22 protein-coding genes are annotated in these 19,754 nt (G+C 46.0%); 6 read left to right on the forward strand and 16 right to left on the reverse strand.

What is annotated here, in order from left to right; genetic code table 11:
- Nucleotides 1-3 precede the first annotated feature (3 nt).
- The 6 genes from BMW65_RS03335 (at nt 4) to BMW65_RS03360 (ending at nt 8,112) form a co-directional block, all read left to right on the forward strand.
- Entirely contained in the window at nt 4-948 is a 945-nt protein-coding gene (locus BMW65_RS03335; protein WP_177180978.1) for a hypothetical protein, read from the forward strand.
- Between the two features lie 100 nt (nt 949-1,048).
- Nucleotides 1,049-1,891, forward strand: coding sequence for a glycoside hydrolase family 16 protein (locus BMW65_RS03340; RefSeq protein WP_090602995.1), 843 nt, complete (start codon nt 1,049-1,051; stop codon nt 1,889-1,891).
- Nucleotides 1,892-1,905: 14 nt separating this feature from the next.
- Nucleotides 1,906-4,215: a glycoside hydrolase family 3 N-terminal domain-containing protein gene (locus BMW65_RS03345; protein WP_090602723.1), complete on the forward strand. Its 2,310-nt coding sequence runs from the start codon at nt 1,906-1,908 to the stop codon at nt 4,213-4,215.
- Entirely contained in the window at nt 4,215-5,990 is a 1,776-nt protein-coding gene (locus BMW65_RS03350) for a cellulase family glycosylhydrolase (protein WP_245747477.1), read from the forward strand. Before BMW65_RS03345 ends, BMW65_RS03350 begins: the two co-directional genes overlap by 1 nt.
- 68 nt (nt 5,991-6,058) lie before the next feature.
- On the forward strand, nt 6,059-7,150 hold the full coding sequence (locus BMW65_RS03355; RefSeq protein WP_090602726.1) for an NADH:flavin oxidoreductase/NADH oxidase: 1,092 nt from the start codon (nt 6,059-6,061) through the stop codon (nt 7,148-7,150).
- 101 nt (nt 7,151-7,251) lie between these two features.
- Complete coding sequence (locus BMW65_RS03360) at nt 7,252-8,112, forward strand: alpha/beta hydrolase (RefSeq protein WP_090602728.1); 861 nt, start codon at nt 7,252-7,254, stop codon at nt 8,110-8,112.
- Here the strand turns inward: BMW65_RS03360 and BMW65_RS03365 are convergent.
- From BMW65_RS03365 to secY, 16 genes are all read right to left on the reverse strand, one after another.
- Nucleotides 8,102-8,422 carry a heavy metal-binding domain-containing protein gene (locus BMW65_RS03365; protein WP_090602729.1) on the reverse strand — a complete coding sequence of 107 codons (321 nt, stop codon included), beginning with the start codon at nt 8,420-8,422 and terminating at the stop codon, nt 8,102-8,104. The two genes, BMW65_RS03360 and BMW65_RS03365, sit on opposite strands and share 11 nt — an antisense overlap.
- A 61-nt stretch (nt 8,423-8,483) precedes the next feature.
- The gene (locus BMW65_RS03370; RefSeq protein WP_090602996.1) at nt 8,484-8,918 is read right to left on the reverse strand and encodes a PepSY-like domain-containing protein; all 435 of its coding nucleotides are present in this window, start codon (nt 8,916-8,918) and stop codon (nt 8,484-8,486) included.
- Between the two features lie 91 nt (nt 8,919-9,009).
- Nucleotides 9,010-10,074: a M20 family metallo-hydrolase gene (locus BMW65_RS03375; RefSeq protein WP_090602731.1), complete on the reverse strand. Its 1,065-nt coding sequence runs from the start codon at nt 10,072-10,074 to the stop codon at nt 9,010-9,012.
- Nucleotides 10,067-10,870 (reverse strand): pyrroline-5-carboxylate reductase, encoded by an 804-nt coding sequence (gene proC / locus BMW65_RS03380; protein ID WP_090602732.1) that lies wholly within the window; start codon nt 10,868-10,870, stop codon nt 10,067-10,069. Before proC ends, BMW65_RS03375 begins: the two co-directional genes overlap by 8 nt.
- 36 nt (nt 10,871-10,906) lie before the next feature.
- Nucleotides 10,907-11,698 (reverse strand): acetylglutamate kinase, encoded by a 792-nt coding sequence (argB, locus tag BMW65_RS03385; protein WP_177180979.1) that lies wholly within the window; start codon nt 11,696-11,698, stop codon nt 10,907-10,909.
- Between the two features lie 8 nt (nt 11,699-11,706).
- Entirely contained in the window at nt 11,707-12,681 is a 975-nt protein-coding gene (locus BMW65_RS03390) for a Rossmann-fold NAD(P)-binding domain-containing protein (RefSeq protein ID WP_090602736.1), read from the reverse strand.
- A gap of 36 nt (nt 12,682-12,717) precedes the next feature.
- The gene (locus BMW65_RS03395; protein ID WP_090602737.1) at nt 12,718-13,854 is read right to left on the reverse strand and encodes an aspartate aminotransferase family protein; all 1,137 of its coding nucleotides are present in this window, start codon (nt 13,852-13,854) and stop codon (nt 12,718-12,720) included.
- Nucleotides 13,855-13,958: 104 nt separating this feature from the next.
- Nucleotides 13,959-14,537: a 50S ribosomal protein L17 gene (gene rplQ, locus BMW65_RS03400; protein ID WP_090602739.1), complete on the reverse strand. Its 579-nt coding sequence runs from the start codon at nt 14,535-14,537 to the stop codon at nt 13,959-13,961.
- An 80-nt stretch (nt 14,538-14,617) separates the two neighbouring features.
- Entirely contained in the window at nt 14,618-15,610 is a 993-nt protein-coding gene (locus tag BMW65_RS03405) for a DNA-directed RNA polymerase subunit alpha (protein WP_090602741.1), read from the reverse strand.
- Nucleotides 15,611-15,697: 87 nt separating this feature from the next.
- Nucleotides 15,698-16,306, reverse strand: coding sequence for a 30S ribosomal protein S4 (gene rpsD / locus BMW65_RS03410; RefSeq protein ID WP_090602742.1), 609 nt, complete (start codon nt 16,304-16,306; stop codon nt 15,698-15,700).
- Nucleotides 16,307-16,371: 65 nt separating this feature from the next.
- Entirely contained in the window at nt 16,372-16,761 is a 390-nt protein-coding gene (gene rpsK, locus BMW65_RS03415) for a 30S ribosomal protein S11 (protein ID WP_090602744.1), read from the reverse strand.
- Between the two features lie 16 nt (nt 16,762-16,777).
- The gene (gene rpsM / locus BMW65_RS03420) at nt 16,778-17,155 is read right to left on the reverse strand and encodes a 30S ribosomal protein S13 (RefSeq protein ID WP_090602746.1); all 378 of its coding nucleotides are present in this window, start codon (nt 17,153-17,155) and stop codon (nt 16,778-16,780) included.
- Between the two features lie 26 nt (nt 17,156-17,181).
- Nucleotides 17,182-17,298: a type B 50S ribosomal protein L36 gene (gene ykgO / locus BMW65_RS03425; RefSeq protein ID WP_013665024.1), complete on the reverse strand. Its 117-nt coding sequence runs from the start codon at nt 17,296-17,298 to the stop codon at nt 17,182-17,184.
- Between the two features lie 37 nt (nt 17,299-17,335).
- A complete protein-coding gene (gene infA / locus BMW65_RS03430) occupies nt 17,336-17,554 on the reverse strand; it encodes a translation initiation factor IF-1 (protein WP_013665023.1) in 219 nt (72 codons plus the stop codon).
- Between the two features lie 71 nt (nt 17,555-17,625).
- Nucleotides 17,626-18,411: a type I methionyl aminopeptidase gene (gene map, locus BMW65_RS03435; RefSeq protein ID WP_090602748.1), complete on the reverse strand. Its 786-nt coding sequence runs from the start codon at nt 18,409-18,411 to the stop codon at nt 17,626-17,628.
- Nucleotides 18,412-18,416: 5 nt separating this feature from the next.
- On the reverse strand, nt 18,417-19,751 hold the full coding sequence (gene secY / locus BMW65_RS03440) for a preprotein translocase subunit SecY (RefSeq protein WP_090602750.1): 1,335 nt from the start codon (nt 19,749-19,751) through the stop codon (nt 18,417-18,419).
- Between the last annotated feature and the right edge of the window lie 3 nt (nt 19,752-19,754).

A 19,754-nucleotide genomic window follows, 5' to 3' on the forward strand; every position in this document is an offset into this window, starting at 1 on the left:
ACCATGATACACATTCATCAAAAACGAATTAAACGCGTTGTCTTAAAAACGCTATATATAGCCACGATGTTCACGTCGCTGGCAGGATGTTCAGACGAAAATGAGGATCTTACACTCGGTCAATTACCCAACGCCGACTTCGAGGCTGTGGTTGCAGAAGGCAGTAATACAGTACAGCTGATTAATACGACTTCTGTGCCCACAATTGCCTATTGGACAGTTGAGAATACGGGTCAAACCTTTCAGGGGGATACCGCAAGTGTGCGCCTTACCTTTGAAGGCACTTATGACGTTACCTTGTTAGTGGCTGGTCAAGGTGGCACGACAACCGTGACAAAACAAGTCACCATCGCCCAAAACGATCCCACCGCGTGCAACCCCGATAGGCCTCTGGGCTTCATTGCCGGCTGTACAGAGAAAGTATGGCGCCTTAACCCCGAGGCAGGTGCATTCAAAGTTGGCGACCAGGGGCCAGATGCAGGCAACTGGTGGTCAAGCGGTGCTGCAGAAGTCACAGGGCGCGCTTGTGAATTCAATGATGAATTTACATTTAAGTTTGATGCTCAAGGCACGTTCGCTTATGATAATAAGGGGGATTTCTTCGCCGATGGCTACCTCGGTAGTGGTTCAACCGCATGCGAACCAGCGAGCAATCTCACTGGCGACCAAGCGGCCTGGAATTCCGGTACATTCTCCTTTTCTGTTATTGAAGGTGCCGGTATCAATGGTCTTGGCCAACTGCGGCTGAACGGACGCGGGGCACACATCGGCGTAAAGAAAGCCCATAACGGCGGTGAAACACCGGGAGGCCCGGTAGGCAACTCGGTCACCTATGACATCATTGCGATGGAACAAAACGTAAATGGCGAGGGCTATGATATCTTAAAAATCGGCGTAAACATCGGCGGTGCGGGCTGGTGGACATTCACTTTACGTTCGATTAATTAGGTTGGTTCGGCAATCCGGCGCGACTAGTACGCGTTGGATTGCTTTTATGCCTGCAGGACATGGACAATCACACACTACATATCCGATGAATACTTATCACATGACAAGCTTTTTATTATTTCCACTATTGCTCTTTGCCTGTAGTAAAGAGGTTAGAAAACCAAATATCCCTGCCCCTGAACCGCCGCAAGCTAAGGAATATACCTTTGAAAATACACCGTCTTGGTCTGACGAATTTGATTATGAAGGGCTTCCTGATGGAAGCAAGTGGGGCTATGATATCGGCTCTGAAAACAATGGTTGGGGCAACAATGAGTTGCAATATTATACCGAAAAGCGTTTGGAAAACGTCCGTGTGGGAGATGGCGTACTCACCATCACAGCCATCAAGGAGGATTATGAGGGTCTTGATTACACTTCGGCACGGTTAGTAAGCCGCGGCAAAGCTGATTTTCTATACGGCCGGTTTGAGGTAAAGGCTAAGGTACCTCCCGGCATCGGTACTTGGCCTGCCGTGTGGATGTTGCCCACCGATTGGGCGTACGGTGGCTGGCCTGCATCTGGTGAAATCGACATCCTCGAACATGTTGGCTACGATCAGGATGTGGTACACATCAGCGTACATACTGAAGCATATAACCATGCTATCGGTACCCAAAAGACTTCCACCAAGAGAATTGAAAATGCAACGACAGATTTTCACCGCTACCGTATAGACTGGACCCCAAACTATATACGTGGGTATGTGGATGATCTGCAAATCTTCAGTTTTTCAAATGAGGGTACCGGATTCCGGGCATGGCCATTCGATAAAAAATTCCATTGGCTAGTCAATATCGCCGTGGGCGGGAACTGGGGTGGCCAACAAGGGGTAGACGATAGCGCTTTTCCAGCCAGCATGGAAGTAGACTATGTCCGTGTATACAATATGATTGAAAATTAAATGAATACCGAATCATGAAATCTTTCACCTTAGCAGCCGCGCTATCACTATTAACCGCAAACCAAGAAATAGGCATAGACGAACGGGTAGAAGCGATCCTTCAAAAGCTGACCTTGGAAGAAAAAGTGGGCCAGATGACTCAGGTGACCCTGGATGTACTCACTAAAGGGCCGAATGTCTTCGCCAGCGATGAACCGTTGGTACTGGATCCGCAACAACTTGATATTGCATTTGCCAAATACAAGGTCGGCTCCGTGCTCAATACAGCCAACAACCGTGCCCGCACGGTGGATGTGTGGAATGAAATCATTGGCCAGATCCAGCAAAAGGCCATCCAAGAGACGGGAATCCCCATCATTTATGGGATTGATGCCATCCATGGCGTCACCTATACCGCAGGAGCAACCTTCTTTCCACAGCAAATCGGTATCGCTGCTACGTGGGATACTGCATTTGCCCGCAAAGGTTCAGAAATCACGGCCTACGAAACTCGCGCTTCTGCCATTCCTTGGAATTTCAGCCCACTGCTGGATGTGGCCCGCGATCCGCGATGGCCCCGTATGTGGGAGACCTATGGCGAAGATGTCTACCTCGTAGCAAAGATGGGTGAAGCAAGTATCAAAGGTTACGAAGGTCCTGATAACGACCTGTCCAGTCCCAAAGCCGTGGCGTCCACCATCAAACATTTCCCAGCTTATGGTGCCGAGCGATCGGGCAAAGACCGCACACCTACCTGGTTTTCTGAAGTCCAATTTCGTGAATATTTTCTCGATGGTTATAAGGTGGCCATTCAAGCAGGGGCACATAGTATCATGATCAATTCAGGGGTCATCAACGGCCTACCTGTACACGCCAATCCCCGCCTGCTCACCAAGCTGCTACGCGAAGAGTTGGGTTTCAAAGGCGTTATTGTGACTGATTGGGCAGACATTGAGAATATACACAATCGAGATAAAGCCGCTAGTAGCCACAAGGAAGCGGTCAAACTCGCCATTAATGCTGGCATTGACATGTCCATGGTACCCTATAATTTTAACTTTTGTGATCACCTCATTGCATTGGTCAAAGAAGGGGAAGTCAGCATGGCACGCATAGACGACGCTGTGAGGCGCATCCTGAGACTTAAGGTCGAATTGGGGCTCTTCGAGAAACCCATGCCCGCAAAAACTGATTATCCGGAGTTTGCTTCCGCTCAGGCACAGCAGGAGGCCTTCAATGCCGCCGCGGAATCCATCACGCTCCTGAAAAACAAGGATAACTTCCTCCCTTTAAAACCGGGGAACAAACTACTTGTTACCGGTCCTAACGCCCATTCTATGCGCACACTCAACGGTGGTTGGTCCTATTCATGGCAAGGCGAAAAAGTCTATGAGTTCTCCTCGGCTTACCATACCATTTACGATGCTATCCGGTTGGAAAATGGCGAAGCCAATACTACTTATGTAGCAGGCGTATCCTATAAAGACGACGGTGACTGGTATGAAGAGCATCAAATCGACATCGATGCAGCTGTTACTGCCGCACAAGGTGTAGACGCTGTTATCCTATGTTTGGGCGAAAACTCCTATACCGAATCCGTAGGTAACTTCAACGACCTATACATCTCGGAAAATCAAGAAAAACTGGCCTTAGCACTGATAGCAACCGGCAAACCCATCGTCCTCGTGCTGAATGAAGGTAGACCGCGACTTATCCGCCGCTTCGAAGCGGGCATGCAGGCGGTAATACAAGCCTATTTACCCGGTAACTACGGTGGTGATGCCCTATCCGCCATCCTTTTTGGGCAAATCAATCCATCCGGTAAGCTTCCCTACTCTTATCCCAAATATCCGAATGCCCTGATTACCTACGATTATAAGCCATCGGAAGTACAGACGGTCATGGATGGGGTCTATAATTATCAAAATTCGGTGGAGTTCCAATATCCTTTTGGCCATGGGCTCAGCTATACCGAGTTCGTGTATAGCAGTTTAACGCTTGACAGAAAAACCATCGCTCCTGATGAGGACTTCACAGTCAACGTGACGGTGACCAATACCGGAGGCCGTGCCGGCAAAGAAGTGGTACAGCTCTATACCTCTGATGAATATGCTACCATCACACCAGACAACAAACGCCTACGGGGCTTTGAAAAAATCGAACTGCAACCGGGAGAATCGCGGCAAGTGATCTTCAAACTGAATGGCAAAGATCTCTCGTTTGTCGATTATGAGCTCCATCGGATTACCGAAGAAGGGAAATTTATCGTCACCATTGGTGATGAATCCCAAACGATTAACGTTACAAAAACCAAGATTTTTGACACATATAACCGTATTTTCTGATGAACACGCACATTAAACCTCCTGCGAGCCCTATCATCTTCCCCGCATTAGCAGCTCTATTTTGTTGTATCCTGTTCATGTCCTGCGAAACTCCTAAAAAAAATTTCCTCCACGCTCAGGGTCATCATATCGTGAATGGACACGGGGATACCATCATTCTCCGCGGCATGGGCCTTGGAGGATGGATGTTACAGGAAGGCTACATGTTCAGAATCAGCTTTCTCGGACGTCAGTATCGTATCCGTGAAAGCATTGAAGATATTATTGGCAAGGAGGAGACAGATCGGTTTTATGAGCAATGGCTGGCCAACCATACCCGCCGGGTGGATATTGACTCGATGGCTGCCTGGGGGTTCAACTCCATCCGGTTACCCATGCACTACAACCTGTATACGCTACCCGTAGAAGACGAACCCGTTGATGGCGAAAACACGTGGCTGGAAAAAGGATTTGCGATGACGGACAGCCTGCTCGCATGGTGCAAAGCTAACCGAATGTATCTCATCCTTGACCTCCACGCCGCTCCCGGGGGGCAGGGCAACGACCTAAACATCTCCGATCGCAATCCGGATAAGCCCTCTTTCTGGGAGAGCGAGGCCAACCGTGAGAAGACCATCGCTCTTTGGCGTAAGCTCGCTGACCGCTATGTTGATGAAGAATGGATAGGCGGTTACGATGTACTCAATGAAACGAATTGGGGATTCGAGGATTCTACAGATTTCAGGGGTACAGCCGAGCAGACAAACGTCCCTCTTCGGCAATTCCTTGTAGACGTCACCCGTGCCATACGCGAGGTGGATACCAACCACATTATCTTCTTGGAAGGTAATGGCTTTGCCAACAACTATAACGGCATTTTCCCGAAATGGGATGACAACTTGGTGTTGAGTTTTCACAAATACGGCAATCCGAATACCGAAGCGTCCATCCAACGCTTCCTCGATCTGCGCGAGGAACATGATATCCCGCTGTGGTTGGGCGAATCGGGCGAAAACTCGAATACATGGTTCACAGAAGCTATCGAGTTGTGCGAACGCAATGGCATCGGATGGGCTTGGTGGCAAAATAAAAAGATGGGTATCAACCAGCCGTTGGAAATAAAACAGCCCGAAGGTTATGCGTCCTTGCTAGACTATTGGTCCGGCAGGGGCAGCAAACCTTCGCATGAAGACGCGCAACGTATCCTGAACGAATGGCTGGAAAACATCAAACTGGAAAATAACATTTTCCATCCCGATGTGGTGGATGCCATGTTTCGGCAAGTCTACACACATGGTGCCATCCCCTTCAAAGAGAATGCTGTCCGCGAAGGTTCGGTACTGCACGCGATAGACTTCGACTTGGGTCGGCAACGCGTGGCTTATTATGACACGGATACCGCTAGCTACCACTATACCCCCGGCATGGATACGCAGGGCAACCGTGGCCGAAGCTACCGCAACGATGGAGTAGATATCCAACCGGATTCCTCGGGTTACCACATCTTCCACATTGAAGACGGCGAATGGCTACAATACACACTGAATGTAATGGAAGAGGGGATTATGTACCTGGGATTAGCGGTAAATAGCGAAACTGGCGGCGGTCGTATTAGGGTGGCAGTCAACGGAGAAACACTGCCAGAACCGATTGCCGTGCCAGCCACGGGTAGTGGCCAGACATGGACCACCCTCGTAGTGCAAATACCTGCGTTTACTATGGGAAAGCACATGGTGCGCATCACCGCTGAAACCGGAGGCTTTAACTTCAAATCCCTTACGTTTGGCCAACCATAAGACGACAAGCTGATGACATATCCTACAGCTGATATTGCTACATTTGAGCCACAAGTATCAGTTTGGATATGTCATCGAACGCATTATTATTTACACCACTATCATTGCCCTACAGCGGCATAACCTTGAAAAACCGTATTGTCGTATCTCCCATGTGCCAATACAGCGCTGAAGATGGATATGCCAACGACTGGCACCTTGTCCATCTCGGCAGTAGGGCAGTCGGCGGTGTATCGGCCATCATCCAGGAGGCCACTGCCGTGAGCCCTGAAGGGCGTATCACATATGCCGATTTAGGCATCTGGAAAGATGACCACATAACTGCCCTTCATCGCATTACTGCATTCCTCAAGCAACATGGAGTTATTCCCGGCATCCAGCTCGCCCATGCCGGACGGAAGGCCAGCACAGAAAAGCCTTGGTTCGGCGGCAAACAAATCAAGACGGGCGAACGTGCTTGGCGGACACTTGCTCCATCGGCCATTCCTTTTTCGGAAGACGACGACACACCACAGGCCATGAGTACCGCAGCTATCGCAAAAGTGGTGGAAGATTTCGTCGCAGCAGCGCAACGTGCAGTATACGCAGGTTACCAACTCATCGAGATACATGCCGCCCACGGCTACTTGCTCCATCAGTTTCTATCGCCACTATCCAATCAGCGCACGGATGATTACGGTGGACAGTTCAATAATCGCATCCGCTTGCTGTTTGAAGTAGTAAACGCCATCAAATCGACCATCCCAAAGGATGTATCCTTATGGGTACGTATCTCGGCTACCGATTGGGCGGAGAATGGGTGGAATCTATCTCAGAGTATCCAACTGGCCTCCCTATTGAACAAGCTTGGTGTAGATATGATGGACGTATCGTCCGGAGGGATGGTACCCCGAGTAGCCATTCCCACAAGCCCAGGTTACCAGGTACCTTTTTCAGAAAGTATCCGTAAAGAAAGCGGCATACGCACAGCCGCTGTAGGGCTTATTACCACCGCTCCGCAAGCAGAGGCTATTCTCGCCGAAGGCAAAGCCGACGTGGTGCTATTCGCTCGTGAGCTGCTCCGTGATCCGTATTTCGCGCTACATGCCACTATTGAAATGGGCGAAGATATCCCCTGGCCTGACCAATACCTACGAGCCAAACCACCCTTACCACATTGACCAGCGTTTTTGTTAAAAAATGTAAAAGTTGTTAAAAACGTTAAATGACTATTTTTCTGCGAGTTAGCTGATTATTTTTATCCTCGATTAATCAGCAGACCATGAAAAAAAATATCGTTATTTTCCTAATGCTCTCATTTTCGCCGCTATCAGGTATAGCACAGCTGGATCAACCTGAGAATTATGCGATTTCCCAAACCTTTAAATTTTATTCAACTGCGGTAAAGGACACATTTACTATAAGCATTCAAAAGCCCAAGGAATATTCAACCGAGCCAAACAGGCATTACCCCATTGCCTTGTTGCTGGATGGGGATTTTTATTTTCCTACAATGGCACCTTTAACGCGTCAATATGAAATGACAGGATTATTGCTCCCAATTATTTTGGTGGGCATTGGTTACAACGACTTTCAAAAAATGGATTCATTACGGGTACGGGATTTCCTTTATCCTAAGGCAATGGAATCTGATGAGATAAACGCTCCGGGTGGAGGTTTGAATTTCTATCGATTCATCACTGAAGAACTCTTACCCCATTTGGAAGCTGATTTGCGGGTGGATACCACACAACGCACACTTCTTGGACACTCGTTTGGCGGTTACTTCGCACTTTACACACTGTTGCAACAAGCCCAAGAACGTCAAATGGTTTTCGCCAATATCGTATCAGCAAGTCCCACACTCTGGTACAACGATTTCTATCTCTATCAGTTGTCCGAACGACTTGCCTCAAATAGTCCCAAGGACAAATTGAACGTCATCATATCAGCTGGTGGTCTTGAAAATGACGAATGGACTACTGTCCCTATACAAAAATTGACCGTCCTATTTAACAACCGCACTATTCCAAACTTGTACCTGAACGCATTTATTTATAATTTCTTAGACCACATGGATACAGGCCAACTTAGCTTTATAAAAGGGCTGCAACGTTTTTACAGCCCGACCATTATTCAATAACGACGGCGGTACCGCTGGCGGTTACCATAAGCATGCTACCGCCGCTGCCAACGGTTTCATAGTCAAGGTCTACCCCAACTATTGCATTAGCCCCTAAAGAAGCTGCATATTGTTGCATTTCGTAAACAGCCGTTTCTTTAGCTTCACGTAACACCTTTTCATATGAACCCGAACGCCCACCTACAATATCACGTATACCAGCAAAAATATCCCTGAAAAAATTAGCTCCAATGATGGTCTCCCCACTGACCAAGCCAATATATTTTACAATTTTTTTTCCTTCTACCTGAGGTGTTGTCGTAACTAACATAGCAATCCGTTTTATAATTGGATGCCTAGCGAAGAAAAAAGTTACATGATCAACGTATTGATTAATCTATTCGCAGAAAATTACCGTTCAAGTCAAATTCAAGTTCCATCCGGTTGGACAACTTTATTTCTTGTCGTCGGCTATCCAATTCCCAGTCCAAAATAAATTCACTGGGATAGGTAGCCTCTACGTAAGCTAGTATTTTTTCAGGCACCACACTGTCTGGCAATTTGTTTGTCCCTTCTATGCCCAGTATACTGCCCTTTTTGTCAAAATCAAGGTGATACCCTTCACTAAGATACACTTCATACGTGGTTTTCAAATCATCCCGCTCTTTTATAACCTGGAGGATTTCATAGCTCGGGAAATGTTGCGTAATATAAGTTTGCGCATTGGCTGGAAGCCCATCAACAGACACGATACTTTCTTTATCACAAGCTGTCAATAGTCCCAATGCAACACCCATTAGCGCCGTTAAATAGATTACTTTTTTCATGATCATATATTTTTGTTGTTCTTGATTTCAAACCAAGACAATCTAAAGGCGGCTTACCCCTATCCAATCATGAAAAAAAAATTAACGTTGCTTACCCACCCACCACGTTATCAAGTATGGCAATATATAATCGGATACCTTCGCCTATTTCATCCAGGTAGATAAACTCGTCGGCCATGTGCGAACGTGCAGAATCGCCCGGCCCAAGCTTGAGCGATGGAATATCAAGCAGCGCCTGATCGCTGGTAGTGGGCGAGCCATATGTGGTGCGTTCGAACGCAAGACCGGCCTGCACTACGGGGTGATTCTTGGGTATGGATGAAGGTTTGAGCCGTACGGAACGTGGTTTTACTTCACAACTTACATGTTGCCGGATGATATCAAGGACTTCTTCATTACGGTAAGCATCCGTTACACGGATATCTACTACAAACTCACAGGTGGCGGGTACCACATTGTGTTGCGAACCTGCGTGGATCACCGTGACGCTCATTTTGATCGGACCAAACTCTTCAGATTCCTTAGGAAAACGATAACTTATAAACCACTCAATATCCTTAAGCGCCTTATAGATAGCATTATCTCCCTCTTCACGGGCGGCGTGGCCGGCTTTACCATATGCTGTGCAATCTAACACCATCAATCCCCTTTCGGCCACTGCCAGTTGCATGAGCGTAGGTTCGCCCACGATTGCAAAATCCAATGGCCCCAAATCGGGGATGGCCAATTCCAACCCGTTCGTGCCGGAGATTTCCTCTTCCGCTGTCGCGGCAATACAAAAATTGTACTTAAGCCCTTCCTGCGGATAAAAATGGAGAAAGGTAGCCAATAACGATACCAGGCATCCACCGGCATCATTGCTTCCCAATCCATATAATCTACCATCTTCAATATCGGGCGAAAACGGATTACGGGTATAGCCTGTATTCGGTTTTACTGTATCATGATGGGAGTTGAGCAGGATGGTGGGTTTAGTCGGATCGAAAAATTTATTATATGCCCATACGTTGTTCATCTTACGGTTGGTGCGTACCCCACGTTGTTGCAAAAACCGCTCAATGGCGTCCCCGGTTTGACCTTCTTCTTTACTAAAAGAAGGAATACGGATAAGATCACGCAATAGATTTGTACTATCCTGAATGAGTTTCTCAATCATTATACAGTCCTCCGGCTTTGAGTGCGGATAGTTTTATACCTTTAATGAATGCCGAACTGAAACCGTTATGCTCCATTTCATTCAGCCCCGCAATCGTACAGCCTTTGGGTGAGGTCACTTTATCTATTTCGCTTTCGGGATGGCTTTGTGTCTGCAACAATAAATCGGCTGCACCTTTAGCAGTTTGGATAGCCATTTTCAGCGCATCGTGGGCGTGGAATCCGATCTCAACCCCTCCTTGTGATGCAGCGCGGATACTGCGCAGGAAAAAGGCGATACCACAAGCACACAATGCCGTAGCCGAAGTCATGAGGTCTTCATTAATGGCAACTACAGCGCCCACCGTTTCAAATAGCTGCTTCACCCTGTCAAGCTGTTCATCAGAAGCATTATCAGAGGCAATACAGGTCATTGATTGGCCAATGGCAATGGCCGTATTGGGCATTGCACGGATAACCTGTATGTTATTGCCCAACTTATCACGTACATTAGCACAACTGACGCCTGATACCACAGATACGACAATTTGTTTTTCGGGTGATACAGCAGGTGCTATTTCTTCCAGTACTTTTTTCAGTTGCTGAGGCAACACTGCCAGTACGATGACCTCAGCATCATAAATGGCGACTTTATTGTTGTCACTCACTTTGAAGCCCTTGGCAGCCTCTTCTCCCAATGATTTCAGGTTTCTCCGCGTTAGGGTAATTTCTCCCGGTTGGCAATATTTTTTGTTTACCAATCCCCTTGCCAACGAAAGGCCGATGTTACCGCTTCCGATAATGGTTATCTTGCTCATCTTTTTAAGTCGTAAGTTATAAGTCTAAAGTCGTAATCACCGGACCATCCGTGTGCCGAACTGCTGTTCGCGCAATAAATGTAAATCATCAGCATGCCCGATGCATACTTCGCTCACCCCTTTGGCAATCGCATCAAATGCATTATGCAACTTGGGCACCATGCCATCTGCAATGATACCTGATTCCTTTAGCTGTTCAAACTCTCCGGCCCTTATCTCGGGTATGACCGAAGTTTCATCATTAATATCACGGAGTACGCCCTGTTTCTCAAAGCAGTACACCAAGGAAGTGAGATACCGGGCAGATAAAGCCACCGCTAAGGCCGAAGCAATGGTATCCGCATTGGTATTGAGCAACTGCCCATGACCATCATGGGTAATTGCGGAAAACACGGGTACAAAATCATTCTCCAGCAACGTCGCTATGGCATCTGCATCCACCGAATTAGGCAGGATATCGCCAACAAATCCATAGTCTATCTCTTTTACTGGCCGCTTCACGGCCTTAATGGCATTTCCATCCGCGCCACTCAGTCCGATAGCATTGCACCTGTGTGATTGTAGCTCCGCCACCAATTGTTTATTCGTTAAACCAGCATATACCATCGTAACCACACGCAACATGGCCTCATCGGTAATGCGACGACCAGCTACTAGTTTAGCTTCGATGCCAAGGTCAGCAGCCATCCGGGTTGCAATCTTGCCCCCCCCATGTACCAAAATCTTATTCCCTTTCAGGTAAGAAAAGCGCTCGAGAAAACGACTTAGCCCTTCGGGATGGTCGATAATATTCCCACCGATCTTAATCACCCATAATTTTGTTGACATTTTAATACTTATTTGTCTAACAATAATTGTTCAAGCATTCGCTTCAGTACAACCTGAGCACCCCATACGCGGTTACCCGCTTCCTGAATGACTAATGAGTGCGGCCCATCCAATACTTCACTGGCCAATTCCACGTCGCGGCGCACAGGTAGGCAATGCATGACCTTAGCTTGGTTCGTCAATGCCAGTTTAGCATGATCCAGCATCCACGACTCGCTTATGTGCTGAACCTTTCCGTAATCTTCGTAAGATGACCAATTTTTCACATATACAAAGTCAGCACCCTCCAATGCTTCATCCAATAAATTGGTCATTGTAGCACCTTGGGTAAATTGCTCGGACAACGAATATCCCGGTGGATGAGCTATCGTGAAATCCATAAGACCTTCCGCCTGCGCCCTGGACATCCATTCGGCAAATGAATTGGGTACTGCTTGCGGTAGCGCCTTCACATGAGGTGCCCATGCCATCACAACCTTCGGTTTCCGGGGTTGGTGCCAATGCTCACGGATCGTGATGAGATCGGTAAGGCTTTGCAATGGGTGACGGGTAGCGCTTTCCAGGCTGACCACCGGCACACCACAGAAGGCTATAAATTTCCGGAACAAATCCTCACCATAATCAACATCGCGATCCTCCAACTTCGGGAATGAACGTATGCCTAATATGTCACAATATTGCCCCATAACAGCTGCAGCCTCCCGGATATGCTCTACAGTGGTGCCATTCATGGCTATCCCATCTCTTGTTTCAAGCGCCCATCCATCTTTATCCATGTTCATGACCATCACATCCATACCCAGATGGATCGCTGCCTTCTGCGTACTCAAGCGCGTACGCAAACTCGGATTCAGGAAAACCAAGCCCAAGGTTTTCCGTTTACCTAAATGTTCATAAGCAAAGGGATTGCTTTTTAAGCGCAGGGCTTCATCCACGATATTAGAAAGGTCAGCTACGTCCGCGACCGAAAAAAATTGCTTCATGGGTACTAACTATTGACTGTATCAAAAATGGTCAATCTAAAATTCTTTTAGCCGCTCATCCAACGCTTCCAAAAAGCGATCTGCATGAGATTTGGTCATGCTCAAGGCTGGAAGCAGCCGGATCACATTCGGCTTGGCTTCGCCGGTGAAGATACGGTTTTTAACCAACAAATCTTTCTTGATCGGACTTAACTCCGCCGGAAGATCAATACCAATCATCAATCCACGACCACGTATCTCCTGTATGTGATCAAATCCACGTAGTTCGCCGATTAGGTAACTGCCCACCTCAGCAGCATTGTGAATCAACGCTTCCTCCTGCATGACTTCCAATACAGCCAATGCGGCAGCACAGGCAAGGTGGTTGCCGCCGAATGTGGTACCCAACATACCAAACCAAGGTTGAATCTTGGGCGATATGGCAATGGCACCGATAGGAAACCCATTGCCCATGCCTTTGGCCATGCTATAGATATCTGCTTCCACCCCCGCGTGGTCATGTGAATAAAATTTGCCTGTCCGCCCGTACCCACATTGTACAGCGTCAGCGATGAACACCGCACCATATCGTTCGGTTAAATCCCGGATACTCCTTAAAAATTCATCAGAAGCCACTCGGATCCCTCCAACTCCCTGAATTCCCTCGATAATAACGGAAGATATGTCTTCACCGTATGCAGCAAAAGCAGCTTCCAATGCTTCAACATCGTTGAAAGGCAAAAAAACAACGTTGTCCGTCTCGTTCACGGGAGCGACGATCTTCGGGTTATCTGTAGCTGCCACCGCCAAAGATGTACGTCCATGGAATGCACCCGTAAAAGCGATGACCTTCTTTCTGCCATTATGGAACGATGCTAATTTCAATGCATTTTCATTTGCCTCCGCGCCCGAATTGCACAGAAACAACTGGTAATCCTGTTTACCCGAAACCCTTCCCAGCAAATCTGCCAGCTGCCGTTGCGGGGGTATCTCAATAAAATTGGAATAAAAGCCGATTTGGTTCAACTGCTCAGTGATTCGATTTACATAATGAGGATGGGTATGGCCAATAGAAATCACGGCATGACCGCCGTATAAATCAAGATATTCATTTCCTTGGGCATCCCATACAATGCTGCCTTTCGCTTTGGTGATAGCAATGGGATTAATAGGATATACGTCAAATAGGTTCATGTGTTATAAAAAATTAAAATAGTCACCAAATATTCAATCATCATAAAAAAACCCGTTTTTTGATATCAAAAAACGGGCTCAACTCTTTACACTTGATTAATTGCTTAATCCTCTTTCTTATCTTCTTTTGGAGTTTCTTCCGTTTCTGTGGTGTTTTCTTGCACATCAGTTGCTTCGGCAACTGCCTCTTCCGATGCAGCCGGAGATTCAACTTCTACTGGTTCGGCAACGACCGTTTCAGTAGCTCCTGCATCAGCTTTTCGCTTACCACCACGTCGTCGCGTAGATTTACGTTCGGTTGCAACTCCATCTTTCTTGTACACCTCATTGTAATCAACCAATTCGATAAATGCCATTTCGGAGTTGTCCCCCAAACGGTTTTCCAACTTGATAATACGTGTATACCCGCCCGGGCGATTGGCTACCTTTTCAGAAATCTCCCGAAACAATATGGTCACTGCTTCCTTGTCCTGCAAATAACTGAATACGGTCCGACGTGAATGCGTAGTGTCCTCTTTGGATTTGGTAATCAATGGCTCCACATACTGGCGCAATGCCTTAGCTTTGGCCAACGTAGTGGTAATACGCTTGTGCTTAATCAGCGAAGTGGCCATGTTTGCCAACATCGCTTTGCGATGACTTGCTGTGCGGCCTAAATGGTTAATTTTCTTTCCGTGTCTCATTTTTCTTTAAAATTTGTGCATACCGTCCCCTACTATTACTATTATCGGGGGGAATTATGCAACAGGTCGCTAATTATTTATTATTCTTCATCAAGCTTGTATTTGGACAAGTTCATTCCAAATGACAACCCCTTAGATTTTACTAACTCTTGGATCTCGCTCAATGATTTTTTACCGAAGTTCCTGAATTTGAGCATATCCGCCACATCATACGTTACTAATTCGGCTAGCGTACGGATATCTGCTGCTTTTAGGCAGTTAAGTGCACGTACAGATAAATCTAAATCCACCAATTCGGTCTTTAAAATTTTACGCATATGCAGGATCTCCTCATCCACCACTTTCGTCTCTTCCTTGGCTTGTGATTCAAGCAACATATTCTCATCTGAGAATAGCATGAAGTGCTGTATAAGGATTTTCGCAGCTTCTTTCAACGCATCTTCCGGATGAATAGACCCATCGGTTGATATGTCCAACAACAACTTTTCGTAGTCTGTCTTCTGCTCTACGCGATAATTCTCGATTGTGTATTTTACGTTTTTTATCGGCGTAAAAATCGAATCCACCGCAATAAGACCAACAGGCCCGTCTACAACCTTATTTTCCTCTGCATTAATATACCCACGCCCTTTTGTCACATTGAGTTCCAATTCGAGGGTAACGGAGCTTTCCATATTGCAGATCACCAAATCAGGATTCAACACGGTAAAGTTGTTAGAGAAATTGGTGATATCCCCGGCAGTCAGCTGATCTTGTCCATTGACAACCATAAAGATTTTTTCAGAATCACCCATTTCTCCGGTTTTCTTGAAGCGAACCTGCTTCAGGTTCAGAATAATCTCGGTAACATCCTCCACGACACCCTTAATGGTAGAAAACTCGTGTGATACACCTGAGAAACGAACCGACGTAATTGCATATCCTTCAAGCGAGGACAATAGAATACGGCGTAAAGCATTACCGATGGTCACACCGAAACCCGGCTCTAATGGACGAAATTCAAACGTGCCATCGAAATCCGTTGATTTCTGCATGATAACTTTATCAGGTCTTTGAAATGCTAAGATTGCCATTTACTTATTCTTAATGTTTGTTTACAAAAAATGCCAAACCACAGAAATAGCATAACCATTGCAGGCTATGCTTTTTGTAGTCGTTACTTATTTGGAGTATAACTCGACAATTAAGTTTTCCTTGATGTTTTCAGGGATCTCGGTACGTTCTGGATAATTCAGAAACTTACCTTTTAATTCATTCGCATCCCACTCCAACCAGCTAAATTTATTTATTTTCCGGCCAGCTACGGCATTCGTAATAGCTTCAAGAGATTTAGAACGTTCGCGCACAGCAATGATATCGCCGGGACGAAGGCTGTATGAAGGGATGTTTACCACTTCCCCATTTACAGTAATGTGCTTGTGGCCTACCAATTGCCTAGCCGCAGAACGGGTAGGGGCAATTCCCAAACGATAAACGGTATTGTCTAGCCGAGCTTCCAAAAGTTTCAAGAATACCTCACCGGTGATTCCATGTTTGGAAGAAGCTTTAGCAAACAGGTTAGCAAATTGACGCTCCAAAACACCGTAAGTATATTTTGCTTTTTGTTTTTCAAGCAATTGAACGGCATATTCAGATTGTTTACCCCTGCGTTTTGAAACCCCATGCTGCCCTGGAGGATAGTTTTTACGTTCCAGTGCTTTGTCAGGCCCGAAAATAGGTTCTCTAAATTTACGGGCAATTTTGGACTTTGGTCCTGTATATCTCGCCATATAGTTGTTGGTTTTAAAGTATCGTTCAGCCTATAGCTGACGAATCTTAGCTTTAAAAAATTGTATTATACTCTCCTACGTTTTGGTGGACGGCAACCGTTGTGCGGTAGCGGCGTAATGTCCTTAATAGCCATCACCTCAATACCCGAATTTTGCAATGTCCGGATAGCAGATTCGCGCCCTGCACCAGGACCTTTTACGAATACTTCCACTTTGCGTAATCCTAAATCATGTGCTACTTTGCCGCAATCAGAGGCTGCTTGAGAAGCAGCATAAGGAGTATTTTTCTTAGAGCCCTTAAAACCCATTTTGCCAGCACTTGACCAAGATATGGTCTGTCCTTGATTGTTGGTAAGCGTAACGATGATATTATTAAAAGTAGCGTTTATGTGTGCCTGGCCAACCGCCTCAATGACAACAATACGCTTCTTGCTTACTTTTTTACTCTTAGCCATTGTCTCTTCTCAATTATTATTTAGTAGCTTTTTTCTTATTTGCGACAGTCTTACGTTTCCCTTTGCGGGTACGTGAGTTATTCTTTGTCCGTTGGCCTCGAACTGGCAAGTGCTTACGGTGGCGAAGCCCACGGTAACAACCAATGTCCATCAAGCGTTTGATATTCAACTGCACTTCCGAACGGAGCGCACCCTCCACTTTAATCTCATCGTTGATCACGGCACGAATGGCCGCTAATTGGTCATCATCCCAATCCTGTACCTTGACATCAAAATCGATGCCTGCTTTTGTCAAAATACGTTGTGCCGTCGAGCGGCCGATCCCGTAAATGTATGTGAGGCCTATCTCGCCTCTTTTGTTTTTAGGTAAATCTATACCTGCAATCCGTGCCATATACTATTTTAGTGATTTACGATTCCCTATCCCTGCCGTTGCTTAAATTTCGGGTTCTTCTTGTTGATTACAAATACCTTGCCTTTGCGACGGATAATCTTACAATCCGCGCTACGCTTCTTGATGGATGCTCTGACTTTCATGATCTTATATTACTAACGAAGCACTGTTGCTTCCTCTTTATTTATATCGATACGTTATTCTTCCTTTTGTTAAATCATAAGGAGACATTTCCAATTTTACACGATCACCTGGCAAAATCTTGATGTAGTGCATGCGCATTTTTCCTGAAATATGAGCGATGATTTCATGCCCATTCTCTAACTCCACACGAAACATCGCATTGGAAAGTGCTTCCTTAATAACCCCGTCTTGTTCAATTGAGGCTTGTTTAGCCATATAGTCTTGATTATTATCTAATTATGCCCCTGCACAAACAGGGATGCAAAGATAAGCAAAAAAATTGAATATCAACCCCTTTTATTCAAAACTTCTTCAATATAAGCAAAAGTAGTCAATACGTCCGGTGTCCCTTTGCGTACGGCCACCATATGCTCATAATGGGCTGAAGGCTTACCATCACTTGTGCTTACTGTCCACCCATCATCCCAAAATTTCACGCCTGCCTTGCCCATATTAATCATGGGCTCTATACAGATGACTAATCCCATTTCCAACTTGGTTCCCGTACCCCGTTTCCCATAATTAGGAACTTCCGGTTTTTCATGAAGTTTGTATCCCACCCCATGACCTACCAACTCACGAACGATACCATAGCCATATTGGTTTACATGTTCTTGTACCGTATAGGCTATATCGCCTACTCGCTTCCCTACAACAGCCTGTTTGATAGCCAAATTAAGCGACTCCAATGTCACGCGGAGAAGTTGTTCTACCTCTGGCCTCACTTCACCTACAGCAAACGTATATGCCGAATCGCTGATGAAATTATTCAAATCAACTCCACCATCCACAGACACAATATCACTATCCCGAAGCTCATAATTGCTTGGAATACCATGAACAATCTGATCATTCACTGAAATACATAACGAATTAGGAAATCCGTTGTAATTCAAAAAAGCTGGCCGACCACCATGATCATGGATATAGTCATAAGCCAACTTATCCAAAGATAGGGTGGTAATCCCCGGTTTGATCTCCTTGGCTATTTCACCAAGCAACTGCGAAAGCACTGTAGCTGACTTTCGCAGTTGTTCAATATCCTCGGCCGACTTATAGTATACTTTAGACATGGAGGTTATATCACCGATTGGGTGGGGCCGGAAGCCACAGGAGTACGTCCTTTTATGCGGCCGGTCTTCATCAGCCCATCATAGTGACGCATTAATAGATGGCTTTCAATTTGTTGTAATGTATCCAATACAACGCCTACTAAAATAAGTAACGATGTCCCGCCGTAAAAATGAGCAAACTGGTTATTCACGCCGAATAAACTAGCAATTGCAGGCAAGATGGCAATAACAGCTAAGAAAATCGCTCCAGGTAACGTGATCTTTGATATCACGCTGTCTATATAAAAATTAGTAGCCTGTCCGGGCTTTACGCCGGGGATAAACCCACCATTCTTTTTCATGTCTTCGGACATCTGCTGTGGATTGACCATGATAGCCGTATAGAAAAACGTAAATGCGATGATCAAGACAGCAAAAGTTACGTTATATGCTACGGATGTATAGTTGCTCAACGACGTCAGGAAAGATGACTGTAAATCTGGAAAAAACTGGCTAAGGCTCATCGGCACAAACATAATGGCCTGTGCAAAGATAATCGGCATTACCCCTGCAGCATTTACTTTCAACGGTATATACTGTCTGACACCACCGTATTGCTTATTACCAACAATTTTCTTTGCATATTGCACCGGTATTTTGCGTACGCCTTGCACAATAAGAATAGTGAAAATCACAACAAAAAACAAGGCTATAAACTCCAACAATAAGGGGATAGGACCTCCTCCACCAGTACTCATTCTGGAAAACCATTCAGCTGTAATACCGCTAGGCAGTTGGGCAATAATCCCAGTCATGATAATCAATGAGATACCGTTTCCGATACCCTTGTCGGTAATCTTTTCGCCCAACCACATGACAAAGAGTGTTCCTGCCGTCAAAACAAAAGCAGTTAATATGGTAAACATAGGGTCTGCAATCATCTTGGCTCCGCCATCAATTTGTGTGCGGACATAGGCGATAGACTGTACCAACGTGATAGCTAACGTAAGATACCGGGTAATCTGGTTCATCTTTTTTCTACCGCTTTCACCTTCTTTCTGCATTTTTTGGAAATACGGTACTGCTATTCCAAGCAATTGAACCACAATAGACGCCGAGATATAAGGCATTACACCCAATGCGAATATCGCCGACCGGGAAAAAGATCCCCCAGCAAACATATCGAGCAAGCCAAGCAATCCTTCCTTTGCTTCATGCTGAAGCGCAGCAGGATTGACACCGGGCAACACGATGTGGCATCCAACACGATAGATCAAAAGGAATAGAAGCGTATTCAATATACGCGTCCTCAGATCATCGATCTTCCAAATATTGGTTAAGGTTGTGATTAGCTTCTTCATGTA

Source organism: Parapedobacter koreensis (assembly GCF_900109365.1).
In the GTDB taxonomy this organism is placed as follows: Bacteria; Bacteroidota; Bacteroidia; order Sphingobacteriales; family Sphingobacteriaceae; genus Parapedobacter; species Parapedobacter koreensis.

Bases quoted from the DNA above. Each gene is read 5' to 3' on its own strand.
- BMW65_RS03350 (WP_245747477.1), top strand. From the start codon at position 4,215: ATGAACACGCACATTAAACCTCCTGCGAGCCCTATCATCTTCCCCGCA.
- infA (WP_013665023.1), bottom strand. From the start codon at position 17,554: ATGGCTAAACAAGCCTCAATTGAACAAGACGGGGTTATTAAGGAAGCA.
- rpsK (WP_090602744.1), bottom strand. From the start codon at position 16,761: ATGGCTAAGAGTAAAAAAGTAAGCAAGAAGCGTATTGTTGTCATTGAG.
- BMW65_RS03375 (WP_090602731.1), bottom strand. From the start codon at position 10,074: ATGATTGAGAAACTCATTCAGGATAGTACAAATCTATTGCGTGATCTT.
- BMW65_RS03360 (WP_090602728.1), top strand. From the start codon at position 7,252: ATGAAAAAAAATATCGTTATTTTCCTAATGCTCTCATTTTCGCCGCTA.
- argB (WP_177180979.1), bottom strand. From the start codon at position 11,698: ATGTCAACAAAATTATGGGTGATTAAGATCGGTGGGAATATTATCGAC.
- rpsM (WP_090602746.1), bottom strand. From the start codon at position 17,155: ATGGCACGGATTGCAGGTATAGATTTACCTAAAAACAAAAGAGGCGAG.
- map (WP_090602748.1), bottom strand. From the start codon at position 18,411: ATGTCTAAAGTATACTATAAGTCGGCCGAGGATATTGAACAACTGCGA.
- rpsD (WP_090602742.1), bottom strand. From the start codon at position 16,306: ATGGCGAGATATACAGGACCAAAGTCCAAAATTGCCCGTAAATTTAGA.
- proC (WP_090602732.1), bottom strand. From the start codon at position 10,870: ATGAGCAAGATAACCATTATCGGAAGCGGTAACATCGGCCTTTCGTTG.
- secY (WP_090602750.1), bottom strand. From the start codon at position 19,751: ATGAAGAAGCTAATCACAACCTTAACCAATATTTGGAAGATCGATGAT.
- rplQ (WP_090602739.1), bottom strand. From the start codon at position 14,537: ATGAGACACGGAAAGAAAATTAACCATTTAGGCCGCACAGCAAGTCAT.
- BMW65_RS03390 (WP_090602736.1), bottom strand. From the start codon at position 12,681: ATGAAGCAATTTTTTTCGGTCGCGGACGTAGCTGACCTTTCTAATATC.
- BMW65_RS03355 (WP_090602726.1), top strand. From the start codon at position 6,059: ATGTCATCGAACGCATTATTATTTACACCACTATCATTGCCCTACAGC.
- ykgO (WP_013665024.1), bottom strand. From the start codon at position 17,298: ATGAAAGTCAGAGCATCCATCAAGAAGCGTAGCGCGGATTGTAAGATT.
- BMW65_RS03345 (WP_090602723.1), top strand. From the start codon at position 1,906: ATGAAATCTTTCACCTTAGCAGCCGCGCTATCACTATTAACCGCAAAC.
- BMW65_RS03395 (WP_090602737.1), bottom strand. From the start codon at position 13,854: ATGAACCTATTTGACGTATATCCTATTAATCCCATTGCTATCACCAAA.
- BMW65_RS03405 (WP_090602741.1), bottom strand. From the start codon at position 15,610: ATGGCAATCTTAGCATTTCAAAGACCTGATAAAGTTATCATGCAGAAA.
- BMW65_RS03365 (WP_090602729.1), bottom strand. From the start codon at position 8,422: ATGTTAGTTACGACAACACCTCAGGTAGAAGGAAAAAAAATTGTAAAA.
- BMW65_RS03335 (WP_177180978.1), top strand. From the start codon at position 4: ATGATACACATTCATCAAAAACGAATTAAACGCGTTGTCTTAAAAACG.
- BMW65_RS03340 (WP_090602995.1), top strand. From the start codon at position 1,049: ATGACAAGCTTTTTATTATTTCCACTATTGCTCTTTGCCTGTAGTAAA.
- BMW65_RS03370 (WP_090602996.1), bottom strand. From the start codon at position 8,918: ATGAAAAAAGTAATCTATTTAACGGCGCTAATGGGTGTTGCATTGGGA.